The sequence below is a fragment of the Bacteroidales bacterium genome (assembly GCA_014860575.1).
GTDB lineage: Bacteria > Bacteroidota > Bacteroidia > Bacteroidales > JAAYJT01 > JAAYJT01.
Genome location: JACZJK010000020.1, coordinates 1 through 13,258 on the forward strand (window position 1 = coordinate 1; position 13,258 = coordinate 13,258).

The following is a 13,258-nucleotide window of genomic DNA, read 5'->3' on the forward strand; positions in this document are numbered from 1 at the left end:
GAGAATTGCTTTACTCAATTTTACAGCATTCAAGGGAAAAATTGTAATAAGATTACTTAGGTTATCCTTGAGCCCATTCCGTTAAGTAGCTTGAACCACATAGACCACATAGATGACACATAGTTTATACACTGTTTAAAAAACTATGTCAATACAATTCGGCAGAGCGGACAAGTAGTTTCTACTGTGTAGCTATAAGGTGAAAAATTGATTTAATACTTTTCAGAGCAGGCTCAATCTTAAATCTACTATTAAATTGATTAAATTTGTGCTTCATCATTCATTAGCTATCAATCATGAGAATAACTGCCTTATTTTTTCTTCTGTTGGCTCAAATTCCGTTTTCCTCAGGCCAATCCCTGCCTGATACCATCATCATATTAAAAGGGATAGAAATCAAAGAAAAAGCTATACAATCCATCCAGCCGATCACCATTATAAAAAGCGACTTGATGGATCGCACCGCTGTTGTGGATATTGGCGAAATCCTTCGATCCCAACCAAATATCAGCGGCATTCGCCGGGGTGGCTATGCCGTTGACCCTGTTGTACGCGGCTTCCGGTATTCGCAGATAAATATTTCACTTGATGAGGGAATTCATATCGAAGGCGGTTGTCCGAACCGGATGGATCCGGTGCTGGCGCATATACAGCCCGGAGATATTCAGCGCCTTGAAGTAGCCTATGGCCCATACCAATTCAAGTACGGTCCTGCGCTCGGAAGCAGCATCAGGGTAACAACACGGAAAGAAAATATTTTCTCCTACAGAAAAATACAGGCGACATCGCTAAGCGGATACGATGCAGGGCGCAACGGATTCAGGCAGCATCTGGCGCTATGGGGTTCTTCAGGAAATACATTTTACCGGGTTTCAGGTGGTTACATGAATTATGGAAATTACACCGATGGCAATGGCAGGGAGTGGAATTCAGGATTTACAAAATACGGTTTCAGCGCCGATGCAGGCTTCCGGTTCGCAAAACATCAGCAACTTGAATTGTCATATAAGGGTTCATTTGCAAGGGATGTTCTTTTTCCGGCTTTGCCCATGGATGAAACCGCTGATAATACAAATATTCTTTCCGCTGTTTATACCATCAGAAACCCTGATCAAACGGATGACCTGATCAAAATTGCCGTGCATCACTCCATGGTGTATCACGAGATGGATAATAGCCGCAGGCCACAATATTCTGCTGTAGTTCCGCCATACCTGGGACGTATGCAGGCAGTGGCCAAAGTGGATGCCCGCAGTAGTGGCGTCAGGATCACAAAGCAGAAGAAATTGAATAATTATATGCTCGAAGGAGGCTATGATATTCATCATACCTATAAGGATGGGAACCGTTTTGTGAAAATGATCATGCAGATGGATGGCCAGGAGTTCATTTCGGAGCGCACCGTAAACCTTTGGAAAAGCGCCCGAAGCCTAAACAATGGATTGTTTGCCGGAATTTCAACCAATGGTAAACCATGGCAACTTTCAGCTACTTTGCGAACCGATCTGAACCACTCAAATTCCGGTGATACGCTTTTTATCGAAAAGGAAGGGATTATCTATTACGATGCCAAACCTGCAACCCATGCATTCTGGAGTTTTTCAACCAATGCATCATGGCAGTTTACAGAATATTGGAAACTCTCATTGGGCTTGGGCCGCGGCGTGCGCCCGCCGGATTTATCTGAGCGTTATATTCAGTTCCTCGCCACAGGTTTTGATCGTTACGATTACCTTGGGAATCCAGAGCTTAAACCGGAAGTCAATTACCAGGCCGACCTCATGTTGGACTATTCCAGGGAGAATCTTCATTTTTTCACCAACGTTTTCAGGGCCGATATCAGGAATTTCATATCAGGAAAACTCCTTCCACCTTCTGTTGCCCGACCTCAAAGCATGGGAGCGCCGGGGGTAAAGCAGTTTGAAAATATGAAGCAAGCTATATTTTACGGCTTTGAAAGCGGGCTAAGCGCTGAACCGGTTTCTGGAATGAAAGCTTCCCTCAATGTAGGCTATACCTACGCTTATTTTCCAGGGATCGAAAAAATACTATTAGAAAACGGACAAGCCGTTGGTACTGAAATGCTGACCAATGATCCGGTTCCTGAAATGCCGGCACTGGAGTCAAATTTCAGGCTCAGTTATTTGTTTTCCGGCTGGCATCTTGAACCATCTCTTGAAATCCGCGCTGTTGCATCGCAGAGGCAGGTTTCAGAAGCAAGTTATGAGGCAGTTACGCCGGGCTATATTATTCCAAACATAGGGCTTGCATGGCAGCCTCATAACAACATCAGGATCATGGTAGGGGTGAACAATCTTTTTAATAAAGCATACTACGACCACCTGAACCGGCGTATAATAGGAACCGGGGAGAATTTTTATGAAGCAGGAAGATCGGTTTTTGTGAATTTGAAGATTACCATATAAACCAAAGATATTTGCGATGGACGATTTTTAATTTACGATTTGGTTCCCATCGTATCGCTCCCAGCGATCCGATGGGTGAAAATCCGCATAAATTAGTCAAATCAGCATCATCCGCGTTCCATTCAGAAACAAAGAAAATATGAGATCAATACCATTCTTAATCATAATCATCGTGGCGCTCCTTTTCGGATCATGTAAAAAGGATAAACAAGATGAGGCTACAGCCAGAATACAAATTCAATTTGAACACAAAGTAGATGGCGAACCGCTGATCAAAGACCAGATGATTTACACCAACGCCGCCGGCAATGTTTATGAGGTTACCGAGGTCATGTATTTCATATCCGACCTCAAATTGCACCGCAACGATGGAACCGTTGTTGAACCCGCCACCTGGGACGACATTTATTATGTTGACACCAATATCCCTTCCACTTTTACCTGGAATCTGCCTGGAGATATCCCTGCCGGAATTTATGATTCCATCACATTCATTTTTGGCATTTCAGAAGAGAAGAATGAATCATTCATGTTTGTAAATCCACCTGAAGTAAACATGGCCTGGCCCGATATGTTGGGCGGGGGCTACCATTACATGATGCTCAACGGTTGGTGGCTGGACCCGGATGAGGTTCGAAGATCTTTTAATTTCCACCTGGGCATCGGACAGATCTATGAAAGTGATTCTATCACTGGATTTGTACAAAATTACTTCAAGATAAAATTAAACGGCCCCGGTTTCGAAGTAGTAGAAGAAATGTTAATTATAGCCGAACTAAGCATGAACATCCAAAACTGGTTCAAGAATCCTCATATTTACGACCACAATCACTGGGGTGGCGCCATCATGCAAAACCAGGCCGCCATGCAAATGGGTTGTGAGAACGGGATAGATGTTTTTACGGTGGAGTACCAGTTTCCGTTGCAACTGCATCAAATTGCGCTGGAGTAAAAGATTAGTGTGAAGGAACTCCACGAAAGCATTATTTTTGCCTTGTAGGCTTACTAAATTGTTTCAATAGTCACAGAGACACCGGGAAAAGGATTTACACCTATGAACCACTTAAAAACCATCATTTTCTCCGTAGCATTTGTTCTGTGGCTTATTCCTCAGATTTCACTAGCACAGCAATCCCGCCGCTTCGTAGCCGAATGGGAACCCGCCTGGGGCACGCTGATCCGCTGGCCACTTGGAATCCCCTCAGATCTTGTGGTTGAACTGGCCACAGACGACAGTCTTTATGTGCTTGTGGCCAACCAAACCCAGAAAACACAAGCGATCAACACTTTCTCTTCCTGGAGTGTGAACCTTGATCACTGCCAGTTCATCATTGCACCCACCAACTCGCATTGGACGCGCGACTGGGGACCGCATTATGTGTTCAATGAAAATGGTGTTGGTGGAATTGCTGATCCCTATTTCTCTGGTTATCCCTGGGTTCCGGGCTGCAATCCGAAATCAGCGCTGGATTTGGAAGTAGATTATGAACGCCATATCTACGGTGGTTATGCACTGGATAATGCAGTGAATGCCACACTTGCCGAAAACTTTAATTGCCCCCTCATTTCGTTGCCGATTTTTCTAACAGGCGGCAATGTAATGGTTGATGGTTTTAAAACGGCCGTTGCCACCCAGCAAATGCTGGATGAAAACTTCCCGGGTTTCAACGAGGAGCAGTTCAGGCAGATGGCTGCAGATAGCCTGGGGATCTCAAATTTCATCATCGTTGACAACCCTGAAGTTCATGGAATACAGCATATTGATTGCTATGCAAAATTCCTCGACGAAGAAACCATACTTGTTAAAAAAGTTCCCTTATTTCACCCCGAGTTCGCCTGCTGTGAAGCATTGGCAAATCATTTGGGCAATGAAACCAACGCTTTTGGCGAGCCTTATGAGATTGTTCGTGTTTTTTGTGCAAACTACAGCGGGAACAATTCGGCGGCCTACACCAATTCTTTTATTCTTAATAAAAAGGTGCTTGTACCATTGTTTAATATCCCGGAAGATGAGCAAGCACTCCAGGTTTATGAAGAAGCCATGCCTAGCTATGAAGTCATTGGGTTTTCATGGGGTTCGTGGTATTACTATGATGCATTGCATTGCCGCACAATGGGCATTTTCGACAGATATATGTTGCGTATTGAACACAAACCCTTGAAAGGAGATCAAATATTTGCCGGTTTACCTGTGATTAAAACCAGAATTCATGCCTATTCCGATGCAGGTCTTATCAATGAAGGCCTTAAGCTTTACTGGCGCGAACAGGGTAACTTTGGCTGGCAGCAGCAGCCCTTGGTTCCTGTAGAAGGCACTGATTCATTAATGGCAATTATTCCAGGTGCGGAAGTTTCAAAAATCTATAATTATTTCATTTCCGCCAGCGATTCTTCCGGGAGGAACGAAACTCATCCAATCACGGCCCCGTTTGCCTACCATACTTTTACTTATGCAGACAACACGACAGGCATCCATAAAACAGAACTAGCAGCTGAACTTATTATTTCCCCGAACCCATTCACAGAAATAACCCAAATAATCTTTTACAATAGCGATTCTTCCGGCAGATTGACGATATGGACTGCGGACGGAAAGAAGGTCAGGGAATGGAACAACCTTCCACCCGGGGAGAATAAGATTAACTGGGACGGAAAAGATAATAAGTCCAATGACATTAAATCAGGAACTTTTATTGTAGTCTATTCGAATGACAAATTCTCAGTTTCAACAAAATGTTTGCTAACTGATTGATGAAAAAAAGATTCCAGGCTGAGTCTTAATTTGATTCCCAATTTCTTATTCAGGCAATTGCCTCTATTCTGATTTTACTTCCCTTAAAAAGGAGGTAATCGTAACAATTTTCTAGATAAATGTTTATTTTGAGCAAATGTTCACTACCTTTGCTGCGAACATTTGCTCATTATATTATGTCGCCAAGAAATAAACGCATACGAAAAGTACTAAATCCACCAACAATTAAAGGTTTAAAGCCTTACGGCCCTGATGTTGCTGAAGACAAGACTTCTGCTGTGACCCTGCTTTTTGAAGAATATGAAGCACTCAGGCTATGCGATTACGATATGTTCAACCACCATCAGGCCTGCGTGATCATGGCAGTTTCAAGACCAACGTTTACCAGGATCTATGCTTCTGCGCGGCAGAAAATCGCCAAAACACTGGTTGAAGGAAGCCAGCTTAGCATTGAAGGGGGCAAAGTATATTTCGACAGCGATTGGTATCATTGCAAGCATTGTACCTGCTATTTCAACAATCCTGAAAAAGAAAAAAGCATTGAAACATGCCCGCTCTGCAAAAGTTTTGATGTTATCAGTTACGAACCACATGACTCCCTGAAATTTGATGAAGAGAAGCGCTGTGAGGATATTTGCCTCTGCCCTTCATGCGGTTTTGAGCAAGCACACGAATATGGCAAACCCTGTGGAGGTCAATCTTGCCCAAAATGCAATACACGTATGACCCGTAAAGGAACACCAGGGAAGAGAAATCCTAAGCACAAAATCCAAAATCCCAAATAGATTCAAAGTTCAGAATCAAATAAATTCAAATCAATAGAAAAGACTTAAAGATAATTTTATGAAAGTAGCCATTACATCAACAGGAAACACACTCGAATCTCAAATTGACGAACGCTTTGGCCGTTGTGTCTTTTTCGTGATATACGACACCGAAACCAGATCCACCGAATTTTTGCCCAATCCGCATAAAGAGGCTGAATCTGGTGCCGGGCCTGCAGCCGTGCAACTGCTTGCTTCGCGTGGAGTAAGCAAAATTGTGGCTGGTGAGTTCGGGTTAAAGATTAAATCCTTGCTCGACAGTTTGAAGATTCAAATGATCGTGATCAAAAAGCCTGAATTAAAGATTCAGGAAGTCATTGATATGTTAAACACTTAAAATGAAATGATTATGCCACACATGAATGAAACCGGACCGGAAGGCAAAGGTTCAGGCACGGGCCGGAGATTGGGAAAATGCAAGGACCACAACGAAGAAGAGGCGCTCAAGAAATTAAGTAAAGGAATGGGTAAAGGAAGGCAAACAGGAGGTAGTGAAGGCAAAGGGAAACGCCTTGGAAACAGAATGAAATAAAGTTCAACAATCAATAAAAAGGAGGTAATTATGCCTGGATTTGACAAAACAGGGCCTGAAGGCGAAGGAGCTATGACTGGCCGCCGTATGGGATGTTGTACCGGATATGGTGCAAAACTCAAAAAATCAACTCAATCTGAAAACACGGATGGTCTTTCGGAAAACGATAGCCGCAGAGGTTTTGGATTTGGCCGTAGAGGCAGAGGGGGAGGCCGGGGTTTTGGACTTCGAAATCGTTTCAGAGGCGGAGAATAAAACTGATAAACCTTATCAAAACCAGGGAACTGAAGGGTTTATCTTCGAAAGTATTTAGAAAAAATCAGGATTAGTAATTCTATTCCCGAGATGCTTTATTATAAATTCAATGAATCGACAATCTTAAACTAAGAAATCAAAATCATGGAAGAACAAGTTTTTACAATGCCAAGAATAGGTGAAAAAGCACCTGAATTCAAAGCCGTTACCACACAAGGTGACATTAATTTCCCATCTGACTACAAAGGAAGTTGGGTCATACTCTTCAGCCATCCTGCTGACTTTACACCAGTCTGCACTTCCGAGTTCATGACATTTGCCACAATGGAAAAGCAATTTAACGAAGCCAATTGCAAACTGGTTGGACTTTCAGTAGATGGGCTTTACAGTCACATTGCCTGGTTGCGAACCATCAAAGAAAAGATAGAATACAAAGGAATGAAAAACGTGGAGGTAATGTTTCCGCTCATTGAAGACATTACCATGGAAGTGGCTAAAAAATATGGAATGATGATGCCAGGCGAGAGCAATACCAAGGCCGTTCGTGCTGTATTTGTGATTGATCCCAAAGGCATTGTAAGAACCGTGCTTTATTATCCCTTAAGCCTGGGCCGTAATTTTGATGAGATGTACCGGATTATTATTGCATTACAAACAGCCGACGAGTTTAAAATTGCAACCCCCGCCGACTGGCGCCCAGGTGATGATGTAATCATTTCTCCAGCCGGTTCATGCGGAACAGCAAAGGATCGCATGGAAGGCAAAGAAGAAGGGCTTGATTGTAAAGACTGGTTCTTCTGCACCAAGAAAATAGATAAGAAAACTGTATTAGATAGGATACTGAAAAAATAATTCATTACGGATTTCATTCAAACCAGGCAATCCTGAACCTACAGGTTTGCCGGGGTTAAAAACAACATTTTATGATAAAAAAAATTGCTATTCCTCTAGAAGACGGCGTATTGTGCCCACATTTCGGCCACTGCCAACAATTCTCGATTATTGAAACCGATAGTAACAAAATTACTGCTGAGCATTTATTGACTCCTCCTCCGCATGAACCCGGTTTACTTCCAGCCTGGCTGTCTGAAAAAGGAGTCACTGATGTAATTGCAGGCGGCATGGGGCAAAAAGCCATTATGATTTTTAACGATCAGCATATCAATGTTTTTATTGGTGCCCCTATCCGAAATGCAAAAGAACTGGTGAGCGAATTCCTTGAAAACAAATTGGTGCTTACTGCCAACTATTGCGACCACGAAGGGCATCATGATCACGAAAATTGCAAACACTAGATCAACTATTGATGAAAGGTGTGTTCAATGTTTTCTGAAAACATACAAACACCTTTTTCAAAAGTTTAAGGTTGGTGAATCGCAGCAACAGGATTTTATTGAGTTTTTTAATAAAACCGTGAAAACGAAGAGCTTCCTCACAACTCCTGAAATTCAGCGAATTCTCAACAAGATTTTTTGCGATATTATTGGGATTTCTGATCCATTTGCCGCAGAGAAGAAAAGCAGTAATGAAATTGCACTTGATCTTTACGATACCTGGAAACCGAAAGTAGCCACATCTGCAAACCCTTTCGACCTTGCCCTCAGGCTTGCCATTGCGGGTAATATTATGGATTATGGAGCAAATATCAGTTTCGATATCCAACAAACCATTACACGTGTGTTGATGGACAACTTTGCTATCGATCATTCACAATTGCTGAGGGAAAGAGTATCTGATGCTCAAGATATCTTATATCTGGGTGACAATGCCGGCGAAATTGTTTTCGACAAACTGTTTATCGAAACCATGATAAATACTAATGTTACCTACGTAGTAAAAAGCAAACCGGTGCTAAATGATGTGACCATGAAGGATGCCAGCCAGGTGGGAATGTTTGATGTGGCTAGTGTCATAACAAATGGATTTGATGCTCCCTCCACAGTGTTGAGCCGTTGCAGTAATGAGTTTTTAAGAATATATGAATCGGCTGACCTGATAATATCAAAAGGGCAAGGTAATTTGGAAGGGCTATTGCCACATTCCGATCCAAGAATTTTCTTTTTACTGATGGTGAAGTGCGATATTATTGCCAACCGCCTTAACGTAAAAAAAGGAGATTTTGTAGTTTATAATCAATTTGCTGCAATATAAATCTTTATCAATTAGCCTTCTAAATAAAACATAATGGAAAAGATCAAGATAGGAATCATCATCTGCGATCGCTATTCAGCCTGTGCCGGAGGAAAATGCTTTCGCTCCCTGAGAAACCGTGAAGGCGCTTTTGCCACGTATATGGATGTTGATGCTGAAATTGCCGGCTTCACCACATGCGGTGGCTGCCCTGGTGGAAATATTGAGTATGCACCTGAAGAAATGAAGAAAAACGGAGTAACCCATATTCACTTTGCCACCGGGTTTCTGGTAGGTTATCCACCTTGTCCGTATATGGAACATTTTGAGGAGTTTATTAGCGAAAAGTATGGGATGAAGGTCATTTTTGGTACACACCCCATTCCCGAGAAGTATTATTTGACACATATGGCACTCAATACATGGAATACGCCTTTTCTTCAAAGAGCCATCGAACCCGTTTTGCCTGGAAAGGAAATCAGGTTTAGATATGATTAAGTCAAAACACCATATTATTGCCATTGCCAGTGGCAAAGGCGGAACCGGAAAAACTTTCGTGGCCACCAATCTTTTCCATGCTTTGAAAGAAACCGGGGAAAATGTGATGTTGATTGATTGCGATGCCGAAGCGCCCAATGCGCTGGCTTTTTTTGATTCCCGTCAGGCTGATTGCATCGAAGTTACACAACAGGTTCCGGTAATTGACTCAGCCAAATGCACTTTTTGTGGGAAATGTCATGAATACTGTGCTTACAATGCAATTTTCATCCTGCCGTCTCTTGAAATTATTAAGGTAATTGAAGATTTGTGCCATGCTTGCGGAGCGTGCCTGGTTGCTTGTAAGTATGATGCCATTACTCAAAAATCAGTTACATTGGGACAGGTTTCGTTGAATTCAATAAATGAAAATGTTAACCTGATAGAGGCCCGCACAAAGATTGGAGTGATGACACCCGTACTGGTGATAAAAGCAGCCATCCGGCAAATTGATCATCGGAATAATATTGTGATACTTGACTCACCACCGGGAACTTCATGCCCTTTTATTCACACGGTAGCTGCAGCCGATTACGTTGTGCTTGTTACCGAACCTACTCCATTTGGCCTGAGCGACCTGAAAAGAAGCGTAGAAACTTTGAAGCAAATGAACAAACCATTTGGAGTTATTGTGAACCGGGCCGGGATCGGAAATAATGAAGTTTACGATTACCTGGAATCCGAGGGGATAGAGCTGTTGCTTGAAATTCCTTTCGACAAAGAAATCGCCCGAATCTGTTCCAATGGTGGAATGGTTGTGAACCATAATCCTGCACTGAAACATCAGCTTTTAAAACTCGAACAAAAAATTACGGATAAACATGGAATTGGCCATCATCAGCGGTAAAGGGGGAACGGGTAAATCGAGCATTGCAGCGGCATTTGCTACCATGGGTTCAAATGTAATCCTTGCAGATTGCGATGTGGATGCGGCCAATTTATATTTGCTTTTCAACCCTCCACATGACGAAGAAGAGGTTTTTACCGGCAGCTATAAGGCTGTGGTTGATCAGGAAAATTGTACGCTTTGCAGACAATGTATTGATTATTGCCGCTTTGATGCCATTGCAATGGTTAACAACCAGATTAACATTTCTGAAGCTTCCTGCGATGGATGTTTTCTGTGTTCCAGAATTTGTCCGGAACAAGCCATCGAAATGATTCAGCATGATAAAAGTAGAATGTATACAGGCAGTTTTCGAGATGGCCGTATGGTTTATGGTTGGCTGGCACCCGGTGAAGAAAACTCAGGCAAGCTGGTTAATCTGATAAGGGAAAAAGTGAAGAAGCTGGCTCAGCAAAACGGATTATCACACATTATCATTGACGGGCCGCCAGGAACTGGGTGCCCTGTGATTTCAACCATTACAGGAACCGACAAGGTGCTGATCGTTACAGAGCCAGGCATTTCCGGTTTAAGTGATCTAAAGCGCACCGTTGAACTGGTTCAGGGATTTAAATATCCGGCAATGGTTCTGATCAACAAATACGACCTCAATCCGGAAATGACTTCGCGAATTGAAGTTTTTTGCGATACTGTCTGGATTCCCGTTGTTGGTAAACTGGCTTTCGATCCGCAAATGACAGAAGCCATGCTGAATTGTAAAAGTATTGTTGAGTGGAAGCCGAAGTCAGAAACCAGTAAAGCATTAAACAGGATCTGGAAAACAATTTTAAATTTTTGATCATGATTAGTTTTGGCCCCATACCATCACGAAGATTAGGGAAGAGTCTCGGGATCAATAATGTTCCTTCACCAAAGATTTGTTCCTACTCTTGCATATACTGCCAGGTGGGGCTTACAAACAAATTTAGCATCAACAGGGAATGTTTTTATGAACCGGTTCAGATTTACCGGGAAGTTGAAAAACACCTTCAACAACTCGAAAAAAGTAATCTGCCTGATTATCTGACTTTTGTTGCCAATGGTGAACCAACACTGGATGCCTGTTTGGGTGAATCCATACAGATGCTGAAAAATCTCAGAATTCCGGTTGCGGTTATCACAAATGCTTCCCTGATTGGTGATCAGAAGGTAAGGGAAGATCTAAAGCTGGCAGATTGGGTATCAGTTAAAATTGATACTGCAGATTTCTTTATCTGGAAAAGACTTAACCGGCCACATCACAGTATAGAGTTTAACAGCTACCTTGAAGGACTATACCGGTTTGCTGCTGAATTTGAAGGCAAACTAGCCACCGAAACCATGTTGGTTGCAGGGATCAACGACAGTACAGCAGCACTTGAACAAACCGCAGCATTGATCCGCCAGATTCATCCCGGCACTGCCTACATTGCCGTTCCTACCCGCCCTCCGGCAGTGGAGTGGGTAAAAGCCCCGGACGAAATGGTTACCAATGAAGCCTACCAAATCTTTAATAAAAAAGGTCTGAAAACAGAACTTATCCTCGGTTTTGAAGGCTCAGATACAGGTTTTACCGGAAATGCCAGGGAGGATATTTTGAATATCTGTGCCGTGCATCCCATCAGGGAAGATACCATGCAAAAATTACTGGCAAAGAATCATGCAGATTTCAGTTTGCCGGAGCAGTTGATTCAGGAACAGAAAATTCGCCAATTGAGCTATAAATCAATGAAGTATTACTTGCGTAAATATGGAGGATAAACCAATGATAGCAGATGTTTTAATTTACGGTTCAAGAATACTCCGCCAACATTCAGAGGAAGTTGTAAACAACAATAAGTTGGAGGAGTTTATCAACACCCTCTTTGAAACATTGGAGAAAAAAGGCGGTATAGGCTTGGCTGCACCCCAAATAGGAGAGTTAAAAAGGACATTTGTCATGGATACCTTCCCTTTGGATGATGAACAGGTTGAAAAATTCAAAAGGGTCGTTATCAATCCCTTGATCCTGGCAACAAGTAACGAAACCGTGAGATATTCAGAAGGCTGCCTGAGCATCCCGGACATCTGGGAGGAGGTTGAAAGACCCAAAGAGATTGAAGTCAGATATCTTGATGAAACATTTGAACCAGTTGAGCGAAAGTTAAATGGCACAGAGGCAAGGATTTTCCAACATGAATATGACCACCTGGAGGGCATCCTTTTTATTGACAAGATTCATCCGATGAGAAAAGTCATGATTTCTGGAAAACTGAAGAGCCTTGTTCAAAAAACCAAAAAGTATCATAGGAGATGATAACGGAATTACAGAAAATATTTGGCACAACCTGCATGGGTTTAAAGGTGAATGCAGAAACAGGGTCGGCCCCTGTTTATACCAAACAAGCACGCTTTTGCGAAATGGTGGGAGAAGCATTTCAAACAACATTTTGCGTGAGCCCTCACCAGGTGAAATGCGCAGGAGCCCGGCGCAGCATGGGACTGTTAAAGCATGATCCTGAATTGATTGATCACGTTCATGAGGAAAGTGGTATAAAAAAGGCAACCATCGAAAAGGCAATCAATGACATTCCCCGGCTGAAAAGCCCTCCGGAAAATATTTTGATGGGAATCACTGAAAGCATGGAGAAAACGATACAGCCCGACATGTACATTGTATTTACAACCCCTTTGAAGGTGATGCAACTGATGAAAATGTATGCTTTAAAACTGGATGCCTTTCCGGTGATCAAGCCTTATACTTTCATGTCGGTATGTGCCAACGTATTTGTAAACACCTGTCTGAACCATGTGATCAGCATTTCATTTGGCTGTCCTGAATCAAGAAAGTATGGATTTTTAAAAGAAGACCATGCTGTGGTAGGAATACCTTATGATACCTGCTTAAAGCTTTTTGGATAAATGAAAATTCCTGGAACATAAACTTCTAATAGTATA

General features: G+C 42.5%; 16 protein-coding genes. All 16 read left to right on the top strand.

Going from position 1 to position 13,258, the window contains the following annotated elements; translation table 11 throughout:
* The first annotated feature begins 296 nt into the window (after window positions 1-296).
* Entirely contained in the window at window positions 297-2,426 is a 2,130-nt protein-coding gene (locus tag IH597_04855) for a TonB-dependent receptor (protein MBE0661778.1), read from the top strand.
* A 139-nt stretch (window positions 2,427-2,565) separates the two neighbouring features.
* The gene (locus IH597_04860) at window positions 2,566-3,378 is read left to right on the top strand and encodes a hypothetical protein (protein MBE0661779.1); all 813 of its coding nucleotides are present in this window, start codon (window positions 2,566-2,568) and stop codon (window positions 3,376-3,378) included.
* Between the two features lie 102 nt (window positions 3,379-3,480).
* Window positions 3,481-5,178 (top strand): agmatine deiminase family protein, encoded by a 1,698-nt coding sequence (locus tag IH597_04865; GenBank protein ID MBE0661780.1) that lies wholly within the window; start codon window positions 3,481-3,483, stop codon window positions 5,176-5,178.
* A gap of 176 nt (window positions 5,179-5,354) precedes the next feature.
* The gene (locus IH597_04870) at window positions 5,355-5,963 is read left to right on the top strand and encodes a DUF134 domain-containing protein (protein MBE0661781.1); all 609 of its coding nucleotides are present in this window, start codon (window positions 5,355-5,357) and stop codon (window positions 5,961-5,963) included.
* 58 nt (window positions 5,964-6,021) lie between these two features.
* Window positions 6,022-6,339, top strand: coding sequence for a NifB/NifX family molybdenum-iron cluster-binding protein (locus tag IH597_04875; GenBank protein ID MBE0661782.1), 318 nt, complete (start codon window positions 6,022-6,024; stop codon window positions 6,337-6,339).
* Between the two features lie 12 nt (window positions 6,340-6,351).
* Window positions 6,352-6,534, top strand: coding sequence for a DUF5320 family protein (locus IH597_04880; protein MBE0661783.1), 183 nt, complete (start codon window positions 6,352-6,354; stop codon window positions 6,532-6,534).
* Between the two features lie 30 nt (window positions 6,535-6,564).
* Window positions 6,565-6,789 carry a DUF5320 domain-containing protein gene (locus IH597_04885; protein MBE0661784.1) on the top strand — a complete coding sequence of 75 codons (225 nt, stop codon included), beginning with the start codon at window positions 6,565-6,567 and terminating at the stop codon, window positions 6,787-6,789.
* A gap of 144 nt (window positions 6,790-6,933) precedes the next feature.
* Entirely contained in the window at window positions 6,934-7,641 is a 708-nt protein-coding gene (locus IH597_04890) for a peroxiredoxin (GenBank protein MBE0661785.1), read from the top strand.
* Window positions 7,642-7,712: 71 nt separating this feature from the next.
* On the top strand, window positions 7,713-8,084 hold the full coding sequence (locus IH597_04895) for a NifB/NifX family molybdenum-iron cluster-binding protein (GenBank protein ID MBE0661786.1): 372 nt from the start codon (window positions 7,713-7,715) through the stop codon (window positions 8,082-8,084).
* A 118-nt stretch (window positions 8,085-8,202) separates the two neighbouring features.
* Window positions 8,203-8,940 carry a DUF89 family protein gene (locus IH597_04900; protein MBE0661787.1) on the top strand — a complete coding sequence of 246 codons (738 nt, stop codon included), beginning with the start codon at window positions 8,203-8,205 and terminating at the stop codon, window positions 8,938-8,940.
* A gap of 30 nt (window positions 8,941-8,970) precedes the next feature.
* Complete coding sequence (locus IH597_04905; protein MBE0661788.1) at window positions 8,971-9,417, top strand: CGGC domain-containing protein; 447 nt, start codon at window positions 8,971-8,973, stop codon at window positions 9,415-9,417.
* Window positions 9,410-10,303 (top strand): ATP-binding protein, encoded by an 894-nt coding sequence (locus IH597_04910; protein MBE0661789.1) that lies wholly within the window; start codon window positions 9,410-9,412, stop codon window positions 10,301-10,303. The genes IH597_04905 and IH597_04910 overlap by 8 nt, the downstream gene beginning before the upstream one ends.
* Complete coding sequence (locus IH597_04915; protein MBE0661790.1) at window positions 10,278-11,141, top strand: ATP-binding protein; 864 nt, start codon at window positions 10,278-10,280, stop codon at window positions 11,139-11,141. The genes IH597_04910 and IH597_04915 overlap by 26 nt, the downstream gene beginning before the upstream one ends.
* 2 nt (window positions 11,142-11,143) lie before the next feature.
* Window positions 11,144-12,082: a radical SAM protein gene (locus IH597_04920; protein ID MBE0661791.1), complete on the top strand. Its 939-nt coding sequence runs from the start codon at window positions 11,144-11,146 to the stop codon at window positions 12,080-12,082.
* 4 nt (window positions 12,083-12,086) lie between these two features.
* Window positions 12,087-12,617: a peptide deformylase gene (gene def / locus IH597_04925; GenBank protein ID MBE0661792.1), complete on the top strand. Its 531-nt coding sequence runs from the start codon at window positions 12,087-12,089 to the stop codon at window positions 12,615-12,617.
* A complete protein-coding gene (locus IH597_04930; GenBank protein MBE0661793.1) occupies window positions 12,614-13,222 on the top strand; it encodes a DUF169 domain-containing protein in 609 nt (202 codons plus the stop codon). Before def ends, IH597_04930 begins: the two co-directional genes overlap by 4 nt.
* Window positions 13,223-13,258 lie beyond the last annotated feature (36 nt).

What these genes read in the sequence shown, in the direction of transcription:
- IH597_04875 (MBE0661782.1), top strand. Translation starts at nt 6,022, where the DNA reads ATGAAAGTAGCCATTACATCAACAGGAAACACACTCGAATCTCAAATT.
- IH597_04885 (MBE0661784.1), top strand. Translation starts at nt 6,565, where the DNA reads ATGCCTGGATTTGACAAAACAGGGCCTGAAGGCGAAGGAGCTATGACT.
- IH597_04855 (MBE0661778.1), top strand. Translation starts at nt 297, where the DNA reads ATGAGAATAACTGCCTTATTTTTTCTTCTGTTGGCTCAAATTCCGTTT.
- IH597_04920 (MBE0661791.1), top strand. Translation starts at nt 11,144, where the DNA reads ATGATTAGTTTTGGCCCCATACCATCACGAAGATTAGGGAAGAGTCTC.
- IH597_04865 (MBE0661780.1), top strand. Translation starts at nt 3,481, where the DNA reads ATGAACCACTTAAAAACCATCATTTTCTCCGTAGCATTTGTTCTGTGG.
- def (MBE0661792.1), top strand. Translation starts at nt 12,087, where the DNA reads ATGATAGCAGATGTTTTAATTTACGGTTCAAGAATACTCCGCCAACAT.
- IH597_04895 (MBE0661786.1), top strand. Translation starts at nt 7,713, where the DNA reads ATGATAAAAAAAATTGCTATTCCTCTAGAAGACGGCGTATTGTGCCCA.
- IH597_04860 (MBE0661779.1), top strand. Translation starts at nt 2,566, where the DNA reads ATGAGATCAATACCATTCTTAATCATAATCATCGTGGCGCTCCTTTTC.
- IH597_04910 (MBE0661789.1), top strand. Translation starts at nt 9,410, where the DNA reads ATGATTAAGTCAAAACACCATATTATTGCCATTGCCAGTGGCAAAGGC.
- IH597_04930 (MBE0661793.1), top strand. Translation starts at nt 12,614, where the DNA reads ATGATAACGGAATTACAGAAAATATTTGGCACAACCTGCATGGGTTTA.
- IH597_04880 (MBE0661783.1), top strand. Translation starts at nt 6,352, where the DNA reads ATGCCACACATGAATGAAACCGGACCGGAAGGCAAAGGTTCAGGCACG.
- IH597_04915 (MBE0661790.1), top strand. Translation starts at nt 10,278, where the DNA reads ATGGAATTGGCCATCATCAGCGGTAAAGGGGGAACGGGTAAATCGAGC.
- IH597_04870 (MBE0661781.1), top strand. Translation starts at nt 5,355, where the DNA reads ATGTCGCCAAGAAATAAACGCATACGAAAAGTACTAAATCCACCAACA.
- IH597_04890 (MBE0661785.1), top strand. Translation starts at nt 6,934, where the DNA reads ATGGAAGAACAAGTTTTTACAATGCCAAGAATAGGTGAAAAAGCACCT.